Here is a 14,827-nt window from a genome sequence, read left to right as displayed (position 1 = left end):
TTGGCAAAGATAAAATTATTTAACACATAGTTTTTCAAAATATTAGTATTTTTATTGTATGCCAATCGACACGATATACAGAGACTCCCAATGTGAATGGGTAGATGTAGAGGCTCCCACTGCGGAAGACCTGAAATTTCTTCACGAAAGATATGAAATCAACAATCTTCTCCTGGAAGATACGATGGATCCTAACCACCTTCCGAAATATGAAGAGGATGGCAATATAAGATTCTTTCTCCTCCGGGAAAGTACAGAGCTGGAGCGTAAAAATCTCAATACCATAAGCGATATCAGCACCAAGATTGGGATTTTTCTCCTGGAAAATACTATTATCACCATCCACAGGATGAAGACCAAAAGTATTTCGGAGACGAAGAAGCAGATTGCCGGTATGCAGACAGAAGTCCCGCCTTCAAAAATAGCATTAATGATCAGCCTCCTGATCATGAAAAGTTTCGATGACGAATCGGTAAGCCTCCTGGAAACTATGGACAACATCGAAAACGAAATTTTTCTTAAAAACACCAACCATACCAATCAGATCAGAAGACTGTATAAGCTGAAAAGAAAATCAGGACTGAATTCAAGGGTACTGACTATTTCCACAGATGCTGTAGATAAGTTTAAATTATTAAACCTTCAGGATTCCGAGATCGTCGATTTAAAAGACAAGCATAAAGATGTAGTGGCAGATTTCGACCATTTGAATATCCAGATCACCAACCTTATTTCGATGTTCCTTGCATTATCGGATCAGAAGGCTAATCAGGTTATGAAAGTCTTGGCTATTTATTCAGTGTATTTCTTGCCGATCACCTTTATTGCCGGTGTTTACGGGATGAATTTCGATAATATGCCTGAGCTGCACCATAAGTATGGGTATTTTATAACCATAGGGATTATGGCATTGGTGGTGATCTGTACATTTATTTATGCGAGGAGAAAACAATGGTAATGACATTAAAAAAAAATCAAATAAATGAAAACACTCAAGGAAAAAATGAAAGATTGGACGGATATTGACATTGCAATGCATGAGATTGCATTGAAATTAGAGCTCATACCTGAAGACAATTTTCCCAAATTTAAATCATATTATTGGTCAGGGACAGAAAAAAGCAAAGCTTTAAAAAATATATTATATGAATTAACAAATATTGGATTTCTGGACTTTAATTCAGATGAAAATATTGTCAAAGTAAATCAAGAGTTTTGTTTTGAAAAATAGTTTATAAGCTTATCAAGAAATGTTTTTTCGTTGTAGAAGAAACTTTTTCAAGATGACTGTTCAGTCACAATAAACACCAAACCACCATGAAAACTGAAATTCTAAATAAAATCCTCGCGGAAAATGTACTTTCCCGGGAATCTAAAGAGAAGCTCTCTGCTCTGCATGAGAATATATCTTCCAGGGAATTTTCTGACCTTCTGGATGCTCAGGGAAACCAATATGTAGAGTTTGTTCAGGAAGGAGGTGGTGTCTGGGGTAGTGCTCTGGTTGGTTATCTTTATGGTCTGGAAATTTTTGGGGTCCGTTTTCTGAAAGTAGCAGGAACCAGTGCCGGAGCAATCAATACCATGCTTATTGCCGCCTGTAAAACCAAAGAAGAGGCTAAAAGTGAAATGATTAAAGATATTCTCTTCAGCTGGAATTTTGCAGATTTTATGGATGGAAAAACCTACGTTAAAACAACCATTCATGCCATCCTGAACAACAAAGATTTTTTTAAGATCAATGCTATTATTGCAGCAGTTGTTATGATTATCCTTGTAATCATCCCTTTTGCAGCTCAACCTGCAACAACCCTTAATACCAAACTGCTTTTCCTGATTCCTTTGATTCCTGTAATTATTACTTTTTTTTGCATTAAAAAGTTCTATAATGATTTCCGGAAGCAGAACAGCGGATTTAATCCGGGCAATACATTCTTAAACACCATGCAAAATGTTCTGGACGATTTCGGAATTAAAACAGTAGCTAATCTTAATGAAAAATTTATCCAAAAAGAACTGGATCTCAATCTTAAGTACCGTTACGGAAATGGCCAGGAATATTATACGATTGCGCTGAAAAGCATAGAAGCCATTAAAGACAAAAATCTTGAACATATTGACCAGACGCGTTACAGAATATTCTATGAAAGTGCCGTCAGCAACGATTATTATAAGAACAATCCCTTCTATCAGCTCCGCTCAGAATATGTTGTGATTACTACCGATATTAATGCAAAAATAAAAGTAGAGCTTCCTACAATGGCCAATTTATACTGGTCGGAAGAGGAGCTGAAGCATGTAAGTCCTGCTGAGTTTGTACGGGCATCCATGTCTGTCCCGTTCTTTTTCGAACCCTTCCAGAAAAGAATCAACAAGGATGATGATTCCGTGAAATATGCCTGGAAATTCTGGATGAATACGAAACCGGAAGGCATCTACCCTGCCGGGCTGTTCATTGATGGGGGAAGCATTTCCAATTTTCCCATTGATATTTTCCACGCCAGTGATGTATTTTATCCGAGAATGCCGCTTTTCGGGGTACAGCTTACAAGTGATTCTGATCTTCTTTCTGAAAAAGGAAAAACCAGTGAGGAAATCCTCAAAACTCCTTTTTCTTATGCGGGAAACATTATCAGCACATTAAAAGGGTTTAACGACAAATCATTTTTAACCAAGCACAGTTTTTACCGTCTTTACAGCATCCAGTCCGTTAATTGTGGCACAAGCAGCTGGCTGAATTTCTTCATGAAAAGAGAGGAAAAAGAGGATCTTTTCAACAGAGGTTTTCAAGCTGCACTTGATTTTCTGAATCAATTCGACTGGGAAAAATACAAATACGAAAGAATGATGCTTTCGATGAAGGAGGAAAAAATATTGAAGGAAGAGGATACGAAGACGGTGGGGTAAGGAAATTGGGGGGCTTTAACGCATATTTTGGGGTTCGGAACCCCAAAATATACGTTGTGAAATCCTCCGGTGGGGTTCCGTAACCATCTTACGGGGTTGCTTTACCTAAACAACGGGGTTCTGTACCGCTTTAGTGAGGTTATTTTAAGGGTCATTTAGGTTGCTGAACCTAAAAATAAGGGTAAAATACTCCATGGGAGCAGTGAATAACCCCGTGAGATGATTTCGGAACCTTAACCGATCTATACATAACTGGATCGCTTCATAAAAACCCTTTAAATATTATGTATAAAGGGGACTTTTATTATCTATTTTTTAAGCAAATTTTCTATAAGCTTGCCTTGTAATTCTATCAGTTTTGTAATTTGTTCTTGGTTTTTTAATATGCTCTCTATCAATTCTGGTGATTGCATATTCACAGTACCATTAACTAGATTAATTCCTCCTTCAATCTTTTCTATTTGATTATAATTTGTAAACTTTTCTTCAAATAATTGATTCATATCTATTCCTAATTCCTAATTCCTTTGCAATTCTACTAAGCAACATCGAATTGGGAATGCTTTTATCAGATTCAATATTAGAAATAGTGCTTTGTGTAACATCTAATCGAAAAGCTAAATCGTCCTGTGACCAGCTTTTTGCTTCACGATATTGTCTTACTTTAGTGCCTAAACTCATTTTATTAATATTTTAATCAAAAATATTAAAATATTAATGATATAGAAAATAAATATGTTTTAGTTTTGTTCAAGTTCTCCATGAGGTGAGAATTATTTTATTATATTTAGCAACTTAAAAAACACAACCAATTTATGAGAAAAAATTTATTTCTCCGGCTGTTTCTATTAATAGCCCTCGGCACTTTGCTGTACTCCTGCCGGACAGAAGAGGAGCTGAACCCCAAAAACAGTGAAGCCGGAAATTTGCAGTATGGCATATCCAAAGAGGCCTTTATGGGCAGCCTGTTTGTAACAGGCCTGAAAAGCAGCAGCTCTAAAAACGTGGCCTCTGCCCTCACAGCAGAAGAACTGGTAGAAAGACTGGACCTGGAAAAAGCCCATCTGAATTCGGGTAACGGGAAAGAAGTTTTTCATGTGCCTGTAAGAACATTCGGCAGCTACAAAAGATCGCTCCTATCTATATCTGGAAACGGAAATTCCATAGCTGTTCTATTAACCTATCCCAATCCGGAAGATCACAGACTTTTTTATATAACGGATCTCAACGGAAACCTTCTGAAGGAAGTGAAGATAGGGGACAATGGGAAAGAGCTTCCAACTTCTCCCAATTCAAAAGAATCCGGTATGGCAAGTAAAAGCGGAGATGTATGCGAGGAAGTGGTGTATGAAACATGTAGTTCAGGGCAGCACAGTTTTGAAACAGGAAATGCATATCAGTGCGAGTTTTGGAATAACCTTCAGGGAGGCACGCCCCCAAAATTATTTAAAATAAACGGCATATGTGGCGACACAGGAAGTGGCGGGGGTGGCACTACAATAGGCGGGGATGGATCTTCCGGCGGGCATTCAGCCGGTGGAAGCGGCACTTCTCCTGTAGGGGGCGGAGGCCCTCCCAAATATGATTTTTCCTCAGCTGATTGTGTGCAAAATCTTGATTGTGAAAACTGTAATATCCCGGGGGATACTAACAATGACTGTAAGCTGAGTTATGATGAAGCAATAGCCTTTAATAATAATCCCTGTGAGAAAACAAAGAGTATGCTTACCAAACCTAATGTGCAGCAAGGCATTAATAATATAAAAGCACAAGCATTGGCAACACTTAGTAACGTGAATGCTGGAGAAATTGGCTTTAAGGAAAAAAAAGATGGTACTTTGGCTCCGGCAGATGTCAACTCTGCGCATCAGGTAGTGTTTAATGATGTTACAGATTCTTATGGTGGTTATCATAATCATACAGCAACAGGAACGCATATGTTTTCTCCGCCGGATATTGTGGATGCATTATTTGGGTTTGCTACTGCACAAAACATACAGGATGGCGTAGGAAATGCATATCTTGGTATGATAGCTGGAGAATGGTGTAATACTTGCCCTAATAATGTTCAGTATATACATTATGCAATACAGTATACAGGAGCTGCTGCAGAATTGGGAGGCTATGTTTATACAGAAGCACAAATGAAACAATTTGAAAAAGATTATCGAAAAAAAGTCAATAAATTATTAAAAGATCCTCTAAATTCGAACAATAATGGAGCAACTCTTAATAATGTTGGATTAGAAAAATTATTCTTTGATACTTTAAAAAATATAGGAATAGATGGAAAAGTAAATTTACAGCGTATAGAGAGTAATGGAACGATAAATAATGTAACTTTAAATAGCAATGGTAGTATAAATGCTAACCCGTGCCCATAGATATTAATTAAATAATAAATAAAATATGAAAACAATATATTTAAGAATAGTAATTTTCACTTTAATTACAAATTTTATTTCTTGCAAAGCACAACAAGTCTATCCATTAAATGCAGACTATGAAGAAGTTCCTCAAAATTCATATTTAAAAGATTTAGATAATGAACTCACGCCTTATATAGGAATTTACAAAACAAATTTTAATGGAAATGAGGTCACTCTTTACATTACTAAGCAAGAACAAAAATTAGAAAAAACGGGACAGAAAACTTATTATATGGATGCTTTAGTAATAAAGTATATTGTAAAAAGTTCTACAGGAGCTGTTTTACAGGACACTAAAAATGCTGTTAATAATCCAAACATAGAATTTTATAGCATAGGAACGAAACCAACACAAAATACCATAGTATTTTATTATAGTGGAACTAATTGTAGTGTGGGTTGGGGAGATATTTTCTTAAAGAAAATCAACTCAACTCAACTATCTTGGGAATACCGTCCGGATGATATTGTTACAACAGCAGCTAAATGCCCTCCAACATTGGACACAAAAATCTATCTTCCAGAGACAAAAGATTTAATTTTTACTAAGCAATAATAGCAAAGCCTCTTCGGAGGCTTTTCCCAAATGATGAAATATGAATATAATGCAATCAAAAATGTTATTAGCGTTGACATTAATTATAAGCTTAATGTCTTGTAACGCTCAAACTTTGCCAATAAATACTGCTTTAAGTGAAATCCCCGCTGGCGCTCATTTGAAAGATACAAATAATGAATTTACTCTTTTTGTAGGAACTTACAAAGCTAATTTCAATGGGAATGAAATTACTTTGTTTATTACCAAGCAGGAAGACAAATTAGAAAAAAGCGCTCATAAAAATTATTATATGGATGCATTAATTGTAAAATATATAGTTAAAAATTCTTTAGGTGCTACACTACAAGATACACAAAATAATAATATATATAATATTGAATTTTACAGTATTGATATACCATCTCCAAATACAATAGGTTTTCTATATAGTGGAACTAATTGTAGTGTGGGTTGGGGCGAAATTAATTTAAAAAAGATTAGTTCAACTCAAATCTCATGGGAATACCGTCCTAATGATATCGTTACAACAGCAAGTAAATGCCCTCCTAATTTGGACACAAAAATTTATCTTCCAGAAACAAAGGATTTGATTTTTACTAAACAATAAGTAAAGAGGTTGTCTCACTTTTGAGGCAACCTCTTACTTTTTTAGTAAAAAATCACAAGTTATCCAAAAACTCCAGATACATCGGCACACTTCTTTCCACCCATTCCTCTGAAGGATCATTTTCGATTCCATAATAGACGAAAGGCTCTTTGTATTCCGCTCTGATATAATCGAAAGTCAGTTCGTAAGGTCTGAAAAGCTCATTCATAGTATACTTATAATTTCCGGATGCGCTGTAGCCTTCTTCATCAATTCCAGCCGTAACCGCCAGGGTCATCTTCTTCCCTCCTGCTTTGAAACCACTTTTATTTCCGTAGGCCCAACCGTAAAGAAGCACCTCATCGAACCATTTTTTCAGAAGTGGCGGACTGCTGAACCAGTAAAACGGAAACTGAAAAACGATTCTGTCATAAGATTCTATCAGCTGCTGTTCTTTGGCTACGTCAATTTTTTCGTCCGGATAAGCACCATACAGTGAACGAACAGTATATTTTTCCGGATGTTTTTTCAATTCCTCTATCCATCTTTTATTGATCACTGATTTTTCTATATCCGGGTGAATGACTATAATTAATGTTTTCATTTCTATTTAAATTTCTTCAGCAAAAATAATATACGTAACTTACATTTTCAATAGTAGTGCCCAATTGTACGGTACTATAAAAAATGTAAGTAATGACTAAAATAAAGGAAACATCCACCAATTTTGCCAATAAAAAAGCCCTTTCCGATGAATGTCCCGAGATCTATGCGTCCAATACTATCGGCGGACAGTGGGCGCTTGCCATCTGCTGCTACCTCATCAACGGAAAACTAAGATTCGGAGAGCTAAGAAAAAAGCTGAACAATATTACAGAACGAATGCTCACGCTGCAGCTCCGAAGACTGGAGGAAGACCGTATTATCACCAGAACTGTTTATGCCGAAGTTCCTCCCCGGGTAGAATATGAACTGACCGAGATCGGATATAAGCTGAAACCGATCATCCTGGAATTTGAAAAATGGGGGAAAGAGCATAAGGAAATTATGAATGATAAGCATTCTGTCTCTGAATCTGAAAAGGCATAGACATTGACGAATTTAAATTTTAAGCAAAGTCATTCCTCTGAATTTTCATTAAACGGTTAAGGCCCTTTTCTATTGAGAAAACAAATTTACCCTTTTCAGAAATGTAATGATGACTTAATGAATACGAGAAGGGTATTGATTTCGACTATTTTTATAAGGAAGGTGAAGAACATAATTTTCTCATTTATTTCAGTATACAGGGATAATAATTATTAAATTTAATCCGCCTTAAATCACCAAAAACTAAACTATGAAAAACTTAACCTTTTTAATCAGCTTATTAGCGGTACTCCTTTTTGGAATTTCAGTAAAAGGACAGAAAATCTCCGATGGCCAGACCATAGAGGTCAACGGAATGAGTGTCACATTTAATATTTTAAACAAAGAAAGTGTTGAAGCAGGCGGAAAGCCATATGACCGTTATAAGGTTTCGGCATCTGTAAAAAATACCTCAGATAAAGCGTACAACATCCGTTTGGCTTCTTATCCTCAGATTGTTACCAATACCGGTCTTGTAGAATTAGACTGTATCAATGCAACCGGTGCAAAACTGACCTCTAAAAAGATCGAGCTTAAAATGAAAGCGCAGATGATCAACGTGACCTACTCAGCATATGACAAATCCGGAAAATTTGCAACCAGCACTATTCCCGTAATAGGAAGCTATTATTTCGATCAGGGAGATACCATCAGTGACAATGCTATTTTTATTGTTCCACAAGGCGAAAAACCAGATGTTTCAGTAAGAAGTCTGAGATAATCCTCATAAAATCCCGGAACTCTCAAGCTCCTTTAACCCCTACTCCTTCCAAAGCGGCTTTTGTTCCAGTATCAGATGATAAACAGGGCAGTTTTCGGTATGAGCACCTTTCAGATATCCTGTACTCATTAAAAATTCATTAACAATTTCTCCGCCCGTAAACTTGAATGTTTTTTTGAACAGCTTCATCCATTCCGGAAGTGTTTTCGGATGATGGTGTTCCAGCCATTTTTCAAATGAGCCAAATTCTTCCTGTAAAGTCAAAATGGTTTTAGCATTTTCAATGGCAGCATTCACTTTCAGCCGGTTCCGGATTATTCCGGGGTCATTCAGCAATCTTTCCCTGTCCTTTTCGGTATAGGCCGCAATAGCCTGAATATCAAAATTGTTGTAAGCTTTTCTAAAGCTCTCCTCTTTCTTTAAAACGGTCTCCCAGCTCAGTCCTGCCTGATTGATCTCCAGGATCAGTCTTCCGAAAAGTTCGTTGTCATCATGAATCGGGAATCCATAATAATGGTCGTGGTAGTTTTTATGCAGTTCTTTTCTGCTTTCGGGCTGCATTCCTTCTATGGCTAAACAATAACTCATTTAAATAAATTTTCTGTCTTGGTTAAAAATTGCTCTAAAGCTACTTTAATATCAATTCCCGTACGATCTGCCAACACGATCAGCCACCAGATATTTTCCCCTAGTTTATGTTCCAGCTCTGCAGCAGAATCTTTTTTCAACCATCTTTTCTGATGCGACATAATATCTCTTCCTACCAGTCCGGCATCCGTAAGGTAAGCAAGCGCATCTTCTTCTAAGGTCCATTCTGTGCCATGGTGCTGACGTTCCAGCTCATGATACTTCTCCCTGATAGCCAAAGAACGTTTGATGATTTCGTCAAGATTATTTTGATCCATTGTTTTGTTTTCTTGAAATTGATGATTCTGAACAATTCAGGCAATAAAGATAAGGCAGGTTTGTGACAACTGTTTGTCAGTGGCATTTTAATTTTGAAATTAATGATATAAAATTTTAAAGAAACATCATAAATTAGAGACTCCAAAAACAATCTATGAAATATCTTCTATCTCTGCTTTTTACCCTGCTTTTCCTTTCCTTTAATGCCCAGAAAATCTATTCCAAGGCTTACGGCAATTCAAAAAACACACCCATTATTTTTATCCATGGCGGACCGAGTGGAAATGCCACTTTATTTGAAGGAACTACAGCTCAAAAGCTGGCAGAGAAAGGTTTTTATGTTATCGTATACGACAGACACGGAGAAGGCAGATCTAAAGACGAGAATGCCTCTATGACTTTTAAAGAAAGTTTTGAAGATCTTAGTCAGATTTATAAAACCTATGGAATTAAAAAAGCAAACATCCTCGCCCACAGCTTCGGAGGAATTGTTGGAACACTCTTTACAAAACAGTTTCCTGAAAAGGTAAGCTCATTGATGTTAATCGGAGCTTTATTTTCCCAGCAGGAAACCTACGATCATATTTTAAAACAGGCTAAGGAAAAATTTAAAAACAATCCTTCTAAACTGAAAGAGATCTCTGAGATTGAACATTTGAGTAAAAATTCTGCAGATTACAGGAAAAGATGCTACAATCTAGCAAGTGATATGAATTTTTTCACCATGCCTTTCCCTACATCTGAAAGTCAGCAATTAAGGAAGAAATATGAATCCGGTGAGTTTTACGCAGTCAATTTCAGAAACCCGGAATCGCCTTTGAAATTTTATAAAAATGAAGTTCAGAACAATCTCGACAATACTGCCATTTTGAAAAGAATAAAAAAACATGGAATTCCCATTTTTGCTATTTATGGAAAAGATGATGGCATATTTTCAGAGAAGCAGCTCAACGATATGAAAACGATTGCCGGAGAAAATCATTTTAAGGTTATTGACAACTGTTCGCACTACTTATTTGTAGACCAACAGGATGAATTTCTGCAATTCATAAGCTTACATCTAAAATAAAGTGTAGTTTTGTGAAAATGCCCATACCAGGAACCCATATGAAAAATTACAAAGCACTCATCATGATGCTTATTTTGGTGTTTTCATTATCACCGTGTTCCGTAAAAAGAGATTTTCTAGGTATTTTTGATATCCAGCATATCAGTGGTTTAAATAAAATAAAAATAACAGCCGGGTCAGTATCTGCATGTGATCTTTCTGCAAGCGCTTCATCTGCCCGAAGCATCTTTTCAAAAGCTGGTGTAAAACGTAAATGGGAAGGGGCTCTTTTCAATTCAAATACAGTTCTCAGTTTTAGAGGGACAAAAAATACTTTCAACAAATATTCCGGACAAGCTTCCGGGAATAGTCCTCCGAAATATATTCTATTTAAAAGATTGAAATTAAATCTGGCTTAAGTTTTAACCGGATCAAATTTTAATTAACAATCTTTTAATACTATACAATTTCAATGAAACATATTTCAGACAGCCGGTCTTATGACCTGGCCGGACTCTATACATTATCACTCCGCCTCGTTATCGGATGGACCTATTTTTCAGCTTTCTGGCGAAGGCTCATTCTCGAAAACAAACTTATTCCGGATGAAGCCGGATATATCGGGGAGAAATTCAATCATTTCCTGCCAAATGCTTTAGGAATAAAACCTCTTATAGAGTACCTGGTTACTCATCCGGATGCTCTGCACACTTCCATGGTTATTTTTACTATCGTTGAAGCTGTTGTAGGGCTCTTTATTATTCTGGGATTATTTACAAGATTAATGAGCATCGGGATTTTTGGTCTTGCAATGGGCATCTTATTAGGCTCCGGCTGGATCGGAACAACCTGTCTTGATGAATGGCAGATCGGTATCCTGGGAATTGCAGGAGGATTTGTTTTGTTCCTTACCGGGAGCGGGCCTTTTTCCCTCGATCATTATTTCATTAAGAATAATAAAAATTTCACCCGCAAAAAGTGGTTTCCATGGCTGGGATCAGGTATCCTTCCTCTATCGAAGCCAAAAACAATTGTACTCGCAGGGTCAGCGTTCATTTTTGGACTTACGCTGTATACCAACCAGTATTTTCATGGTGGGGTCTGGGGAACGCTGCACAATAAATCTGTAAAACCTAAGATTGAGATTTCAAATATTTCTTTAGTCAACAGAGATTTAACCTTTGAGATTTACAGAACAGAAGGTGTGGATGTTTACGGCTCTTTCCTGATCGGCATTCATATTCTGGATAAAAACGGGAATATTGTGAAAGCTTTAAACCATGCAGAACTTTCAAAATTCCCAAAAGAAAACATCAGGAATCATTATGTAGCTAAAGTAAAGCCGGGAAAGCACAGCCTGGTTATTCCTCTTGGCTCAAAGGCTGATCTTACCCTGAATCTTAATGATATTTTAGTGGAAAAAGAAGAAATCCATACAGTAAAACTGATCGACATTAGTGGTATAGAGTGGACAGCGAGGATTATAACTTTTAACCATTAAGGGTTTTTAAGAATAATAAGTGAGATGCTTCGAACTCTGCTCAGCATGACAATGTTAAAAGAGATTGTTAAAAAAAATTCATATTTGAAATGTCATGCTGAGCATAAACTGAAGGTTTACGAACGTAGTTCACGAAGCATTTTTAGTAAGAATATTTGTATTATTTCCACAAAAAACCTCCGGAATGTCCGGAGGTTTTGTATTGAATTCGATTTAATGCATAGCTTCACTTAAATCTATTTTTTCTTTACTTTTCCTTTCTTTAATGAAAAGGATAAACGGTATACATACGAGGAATATGACTCCTAAATAAAGGAAGACATCCATATACGAAAGCACGGTAGCCTGTTTTGTGACTGACATATCCAGCATTTTATAAGCAGCATTCATGGCTGCGTCGGGAGTCATTCCTTTTGCAACAAAACTGGCTTTTAATGCGTTCAGGCGTTGCTGTACATCAAAACTGTTTTCATCCAGATGGGAAATCAGATTGAGCCTGTACTTCTGGCCTGCATTGGCAATAAACGTAGTGATCGCCGCAATCCCGAATGAACCTCCGAGCTGTCTCATCATTCCTGTAAATGCTGCTCCCTGGCCAATCTCCTGTCCTTTCAGTGTACTTAATGACAGTGAAGTGATCGGGATAAACAGAAGTCCTAACCCGGCTCCCCTTACAATCAGCATCCAGAAAAAGGCGTCTTTACTCGTATCTGGCGTCAGGATCTTGTATCCCCAGAAGCTATAGACAAAGAAGATGAAGAGTCCTAAAGATACCAAGATCTGCTGTTTTGCCCCTTTTGAAAGGAGCCTTCCGATAATTGGCATCATAAAGGCCGTCGTCAGGGCTGCAGGAATCATCAAAGCTCCCGACTGCAAAGCGGTCCATCCTAAAATACTCTGCGTATACAGCGGTACAATAAATGTAGAGCCATACAGTCCAAATCCTAAAACGAACGACATCACCGTTCCGATTCTTAAGTTCCCGTTTTTCAGTACCCTGAGCTCCACAATGGGATATTTGAAGGTAAGTTCCCGCCATAGGAAAAGGATGAAACCTAAGATGGCCGATACGGTAAATGTTACAATCATTCCACTTTCAAACCAGTCTTCTTCGTGTCCCCTTTCCAGGATAAACTGTAAAGATCCAACGGTGACAGCCAGCAAGGCAATTCCGATCCAGTCTACATCCGAAGCCTTCCGTTTTTCAGCATATTTCGGACTTTTTACAAACTGTAAAGTCATCAGCGTTGCTGCAATCCCAATCGGGATATTAATATAGAAAATATATGGCCAGCTGAAATTATCTACGATATATCCTCCCAAAGGCGGACCTAAAGTTGGGCCAATAATTACCCCCAAACCATAAATCGCCTGTGCCATACTTCTTTTCTCAATAGGATACGATTCTGTAATAATCGTCTGTGAGGTTACCAAGAGTGCTCCCCCGCCTATTCCCTGCATCAGCCTGAAAAATACAAGCTCCCAGATATTGGTGGCATTTCCGCATAAGAACGAAAATATGGTAAATATAATGATGGAAGCCGCGAAGTAATTTCTACGTCCAAACTGCTGTGACAGCCAGCTCGTCATCGGCACCACAATTACGTTACCAATTGCATAAGCTGTAATCACCCAGCCTACTTCAGAAAGTGTGGCTCCAAGGTTACCCTTCATCTCATTCAGGGCAACGTTCACAATCGTGGAATCCACAATTTCAAGCAGAGCACAAAGGATTGCCGTGATCGTAATGATCACTCTCCGGGCTCCATATTCTACTAATGAATCTTGCATAGTTTTTTACGATGTAAAAAGGTGAATTGTCAATAATTAATCATCTTCATTGTCAATTTTCAGCTTCATATTATCCTCATTCATTGACTTGCATCAGCAAAATTGACAATTCACTTATTTCACAGTTTTAATATTATTTAAGCGATACTTCTGCCTTCACGTTCATTCCTGTTCTCAGTCTTTTTGCAATATTCTTATCAAGATTTACAAAATCGATTTTTACAGGAAGTCTCTGAACCACTTTTACAAAGTTACCGCTGGCATTATCCGGAGGCAGGATTGAAAAAGTAGCTCCTGTTGCCGGAGAGAATGAGCTTACAACTCCATCAAATTCCTGGTCAGGGAAAGCATCAATCTCAATTTTCACTTTCTGACCTTCTACCATTTTATCTACCTGTGTTTCTTTGAAATTGGCTACTACCCATTTCTGGTCGTTTTTAACCAAAGCAAAAAGTTGTGATCCGGCCTGCAAGTACTGACCTGCCTGAGTGGAAACTTTTCCTACATATCCGTCTTCCGGAGCAAGAATCACTGTGTATGATAAGTTTAATTTAGCATTTTCCACATCTACTTCTCTCTGTTTTGCTACTGATCCGGCAACACTGATCTGTTGGGAGCTCGCTGCAGTCTGAGAAGATGCAATAGTAGTCTGCTGTGCAATCTGGTTTCTCTGATCCACCAAAACCTGAAGCTGTCTGTCTGCAGACTGTTTAGCCGCTAAAGCCTGTTCGTACTGCTGTTCTGTAATAGAGTGATCTTTTACCAGGTTGGCATATCTTTTCAGATCCTGTGATGTTTTCCAAACGTTTACTTTTGCCGCTTCTATCTGGGCATTGGCCGTTGTTACCGCTGCTTGAGAAGAACTGATATTTTTTGAAGTTGCTGTAGTAGTTGCTTCCGCATTTGAAATGTTACTTTTAGCTGTTGATAAAGCAGCCTGAGCCTGCTCAAGGGCCATCTTCTGATCTCTGTTATCCAGAATCACCAAAGTATCTCCTTTTTTTACGAACTGATTGTCTTTTACTTTTACCTCTGCTACATATCCGGAAATTTTAGAAATTACCGGCGCCATATTGGATGTAATCTGTGCATCATCTGTTTCTTCGTGATACTGTCCGTAAGTAAAGGCTCTGTATCCATAGACCCCTCCACCGATTACTACAGCGGCTAAGATGATAGGAAAAACGAAACTTTTTTTCTTTTTAGGTTCAAGTTCAACGGTTGGTTTATTATTATTTTCCATTTTGGTTTCAG

18 protein-coding genes are annotated in these 14,827 nt (G+C 37.6%); 11 read left to right on the top strand and 7 right to left on the bottom strand.

Annotated features, from left to right (window positions below):
• Window positions 1-58: 58 nt before the first annotated feature.
• The 3 genes from ACTJIV_RS04640 (at window position 59) to ACTJIV_RS04630 (ending at window position 2,904) form a co-directional block, all read left to right on the top strand.
• Window positions 59-958 carry a magnesium transporter CorA family protein gene (locus ACTJIV_RS04640; protein ID WP_111960599.1) on the top strand — a complete coding sequence of 300 codons (900 nt, stop codon included), beginning with the start codon at window positions 59-61 and terminating at the stop codon, window positions 956-958.
• Window positions 959-982: 24 nt separating this feature from the next.
• Complete coding sequence (locus ACTJIV_RS04635) at window positions 983-1,231, top strand: hypothetical protein (RefSeq protein ID WP_111960601.1); 249 nt, start codon at window positions 983-985, stop codon at window positions 1,229-1,231.
• An 86-nt stretch (window positions 1,232-1,317) separates the two neighbouring features.
• The gene (locus ACTJIV_RS04630; RefSeq protein ID WP_440625887.1) at window positions 1,318-2,904 is read left to right on the top strand and encodes a patatin-like phospholipase family protein; all 1,587 of its coding nucleotides are present in this window, start codon (window positions 1,318-1,320) and stop codon (window positions 2,902-2,904) included.
• A 308-nt stretch (window positions 2,905-3,212) separates the two neighbouring features.
• Here ACTJIV_RS04630 and ACTJIV_RS04625 read toward each other — a convergent pair whose 3' ends face one another.
• Both ACTJIV_RS04625 and ACTJIV_RS04620 read right to left on the bottom strand, forming a co-directional pair.
• Window positions 3,213-3,407, bottom strand: coding sequence for a hypothetical protein (locus ACTJIV_RS04625; RefSeq protein ID WP_440625885.1), 195 nt, complete (start codon window positions 3,405-3,407; stop codon window positions 3,213-3,215).
• The gene (locus ACTJIV_RS04620; RefSeq protein WP_440625883.1) at window positions 3,391-3,585 is read right to left on the bottom strand and encodes a helix-turn-helix domain-containing protein; all 195 of its coding nucleotides are present in this window, start codon (window positions 3,583-3,585) and stop codon (window positions 3,391-3,393) included. The genes ACTJIV_RS04625 and ACTJIV_RS04620 overlap by 17 nt, the downstream gene beginning before the upstream one ends.
• Before the next feature lie 134 nt (window positions 3,586-3,719).
• On the opposite strand from ACTJIV_RS04620, the gene ACTJIV_RS04615 reads away from it, so the two are divergent.
• Genes ACTJIV_RS04615 through ACTJIV_RS04605 form a run of 3 tightly spaced genes read left to right on the top strand, consistent with a single transcriptional unit; the run spans window position 3,720 to window position 6,499 of the window.
• Window positions 3,720-5,288 (top strand): hypothetical protein, encoded by a 1,569-nt coding sequence (locus ACTJIV_RS04615; RefSeq protein ID WP_440625881.1) that lies wholly within the window; start codon window positions 3,720-3,722, stop codon window positions 5,286-5,288.
• Window positions 5,289-5,313: 25 nt separating this feature from the next.
• Entirely contained in the window at window positions 5,314-5,889 is a 576-nt protein-coding gene (locus tag ACTJIV_RS04610; protein WP_440625879.1) for a DUF6705 family protein, read from the top strand.
• A 40-nt stretch (window positions 5,890-5,929) separates the two neighbouring features.
• Window positions 5,930-6,499, top strand: a complete 570-nt coding sequence (locus ACTJIV_RS04605; protein WP_336377870.1) for a DUF6705 family protein — start codon at window positions 5,930-5,932, stop codon at window positions 6,497-6,499.
• Window positions 6,500-6,551: 52 nt separating this feature from the next.
• Here ACTJIV_RS04605 and ACTJIV_RS04600 read toward each other — a convergent pair whose 3' ends face one another.
• A complete protein-coding gene (locus tag ACTJIV_RS04600) occupies window positions 6,552-7,082 on the bottom strand; it encodes an NAD(P)H-dependent oxidoreductase (RefSeq protein WP_440625877.1) in 531 nt (176 codons plus the stop codon).
• Between the two features lie 92 nt (window positions 7,083-7,174).
• On the opposite strand from ACTJIV_RS04600, the gene ACTJIV_RS04595 reads away from it, so the two are divergent.
• On the top strand, window positions 7,175-7,567 hold the full coding sequence (locus tag ACTJIV_RS04595; protein ID WP_111960615.1) for a winged helix-turn-helix transcriptional regulator: 393 nt from the start codon (window positions 7,175-7,177) through the stop codon (window positions 7,565-7,567).
• 250 nt (window positions 7,568-7,817) lie between these two features.
• Window positions 7,818-8,327, top strand: a complete 510-nt coding sequence (locus ACTJIV_RS04590; RefSeq protein ID WP_336378221.1) for a hypothetical protein — start codon at window positions 7,818-7,820, stop codon at window positions 8,325-8,327.
• Between the two features lie 39 nt (window positions 8,328-8,366).
• Here the strand turns inward: ACTJIV_RS04590 and ACTJIV_RS04585 are convergent, their stop codons facing one another.
• Together ACTJIV_RS04585 and ACTJIV_RS04580 are read right to left on the bottom strand one after the other, a co-directional pair.
• A complete protein-coding gene (locus tag ACTJIV_RS04585) occupies window positions 8,367-8,915 on the bottom strand; it encodes a DNA-3-methyladenine glycosylase I (protein ID WP_440625874.1) in 549 nt (182 codons plus the stop codon).
• On the bottom strand, window positions 8,912-9,232 hold the full coding sequence (locus ACTJIV_RS04580; protein ID WP_116013507.1) for a MazG-like protein: 321 nt from the start codon (window positions 9,230-9,232) through the stop codon (window positions 8,912-8,914). Before ACTJIV_RS04580 ends, ACTJIV_RS04585 begins: the two co-directional genes overlap by 4 nt.
• Before the next feature lie 155 nt (window positions 9,233-9,387).
• On the opposite strand from ACTJIV_RS04580, the gene ACTJIV_RS04575 reads away from it, so the two are divergent.
• The 3 genes from ACTJIV_RS04575 to ACTJIV_RS04565 are packed head-to-tail and all read left to right on the top strand — an operon-like array spanning window position 9,388 to window position 11,782.
• Window positions 9,388-10,302, top strand: coding sequence for an alpha/beta fold hydrolase (locus ACTJIV_RS04575; RefSeq protein WP_440625872.1), 915 nt, complete (start codon window positions 9,388-9,390; stop codon window positions 10,300-10,302).
• Between the two features lie 38 nt (window positions 10,303-10,340).
• Window positions 10,341-10,700, top strand: a complete 360-nt coding sequence (locus tag ACTJIV_RS04570; protein ID WP_336378217.1) for a hypothetical protein — start codon at window positions 10,341-10,343, stop codon at window positions 10,698-10,700.
• A gap of 53 nt (window positions 10,701-10,753) precedes the next feature.
• Window positions 10,754-11,782, top strand: a complete 1,029-nt coding sequence (locus ACTJIV_RS04565) for a TQO small subunit DoxD (protein ID WP_440625870.1) — start codon at window positions 10,754-10,756, stop codon at window positions 11,780-11,782.
• A 213-nt stretch (window positions 11,783-11,995) separates the two neighbouring features.
• Here ACTJIV_RS04565 and ACTJIV_RS04560 read toward each other — a convergent pair whose 3' ends face one another.
• Together ACTJIV_RS04560 and ACTJIV_RS04555 are read right to left on the bottom strand one after the other, a co-directional pair.
• Complete coding sequence (locus ACTJIV_RS04560) at window positions 11,996-13,573, bottom strand: DHA2 family efflux MFS transporter permease subunit (protein WP_111960629.1); 1,578 nt, start codon at window positions 13,571-13,573, stop codon at window positions 11,996-11,998.
• A gap of 133 nt (window positions 13,574-13,706) precedes the next feature.
• Window positions 13,707-14,816 (bottom strand): HlyD family secretion protein, encoded by a 1,110-nt coding sequence (locus ACTJIV_RS04555; protein ID WP_440625867.1) that lies wholly within the window; start codon window positions 14,814-14,816, stop codon window positions 13,707-13,709.
• Window positions 14,817-14,827 lie beyond the last annotated feature (11 nt).

Source organism: Chryseobacterium sp. 22532, assembly GCF_052044665.1.
In the GTDB taxonomy this organism is placed as follows: domain Bacteria; phylum Bacteroidota; class Bacteroidia; order Flavobacteriales; family Weeksellaceae; genus Chryseobacterium; species Chryseobacterium lathyri.
Note: the sequence above shows the minus strand (reverse complement) of the source record. Positions and strands in the feature narration are given on the sequence as shown.

Excerpts from the sequence above, each read along its gene's own strand:
- ACTJIV_RS04640 (WP_111960599.1), top strand. The coding sequence starts at position 59 with ATGCCAATCGACACGATATACAGAGACTCCCAATGTGAATGGGTAGAT.
- ACTJIV_RS04635 (WP_111960601.1), top strand. The coding sequence starts at position 983 with ATGAAAACACTCAAGGAAAAAATGAAAGATTGGACGGATATTGACATT.
- ACTJIV_RS04630 (WP_440625887.1), top strand. The coding sequence starts at position 1,318 with ATGAAAACTGAAATTCTAAATAAAATCCTCGCGGAAAATGTACTTTCC.
- ACTJIV_RS04625 (WP_440625885.1), bottom strand. The coding sequence starts at position 3,407 with ATGAATCAATTATTTGAAGAAAAGTTTACAAATTATAATCAAATAGAA.
- ACTJIV_RS04620 (WP_440625883.1), bottom strand. The coding sequence starts at position 3,585 with ATGAGTTTAGGCACTAAAGTAAGACAATATCGTGAAGCAAAAAGCTGG.
- ACTJIV_RS04615 (WP_440625881.1), top strand. The coding sequence starts at position 3,720 with ATGAGAAAAAATTTATTTCTCCGGCTGTTTCTATTAATAGCCCTCGGC.
- ACTJIV_RS04610 (WP_440625879.1), top strand. The coding sequence starts at position 5,314 with ATGAAAACAATATATTTAAGAATAGTAATTTTCACTTTAATTACAAAT.
- ACTJIV_RS04605 (WP_336377870.1), top strand. The coding sequence starts at position 5,930 with ATGAATATAATGCAATCAAAAATGTTATTAGCGTTGACATTAATTATA.
- ACTJIV_RS04600 (WP_440625877.1), bottom strand. The coding sequence starts at position 7,082 with ATGAAAACATTAATTATAGTCATTCACCCGGATATAGAAAAATCAGTG.
- ACTJIV_RS04595 (WP_111960615.1), top strand. The coding sequence starts at position 7,175 with ATGACTAAAATAAAGGAAACATCCACCAATTTTGCCAATAAAAAAGCC.
- ACTJIV_RS04590 (WP_336378221.1), top strand. The coding sequence starts at position 7,818 with ATGAAAAACTTAACCTTTTTAATCAGCTTATTAGCGGTACTCCTTTTT.
- ACTJIV_RS04585 (WP_440625874.1), bottom strand. The coding sequence starts at position 8,915 with ATGAGTTATTGTTTAGCCATAGAAGGAATGCAGCCCGAAAGCAGAAAA.
- ACTJIV_RS04580 (WP_116013507.1), bottom strand. The coding sequence starts at position 9,232 with ATGGATCAAAATAATCTTGACGAAATCATCAAACGTTCTTTGGCTATC.
- ACTJIV_RS04575 (WP_440625872.1), top strand. The coding sequence starts at position 9,388 with ATGAAATATCTTCTATCTCTGCTTTTTACCCTGCTTTTCCTTTCCTTT.
- ACTJIV_RS04570 (WP_336378217.1), top strand. The coding sequence starts at position 10,341 with ATGAAAAATTACAAAGCACTCATCATGATGCTTATTTTGGTGTTTTCA.
- ACTJIV_RS04565 (WP_440625870.1), top strand. The coding sequence starts at position 10,754 with ATGAAACATATTTCAGACAGCCGGTCTTATGACCTGGCCGGACTCTAT.
- ACTJIV_RS04560 (WP_111960629.1), bottom strand. The coding sequence starts at position 13,573 with ATGCAAGATTCATTAGTAGAATATGGAGCCCGGAGAGTGATCATTACG.
- ACTJIV_RS04555 (WP_440625867.1), bottom strand. The coding sequence starts at position 14,816 with ATGGAAAATAATAATAAACCAACCGTTGAACTTGAACCTAAAAAGAAA.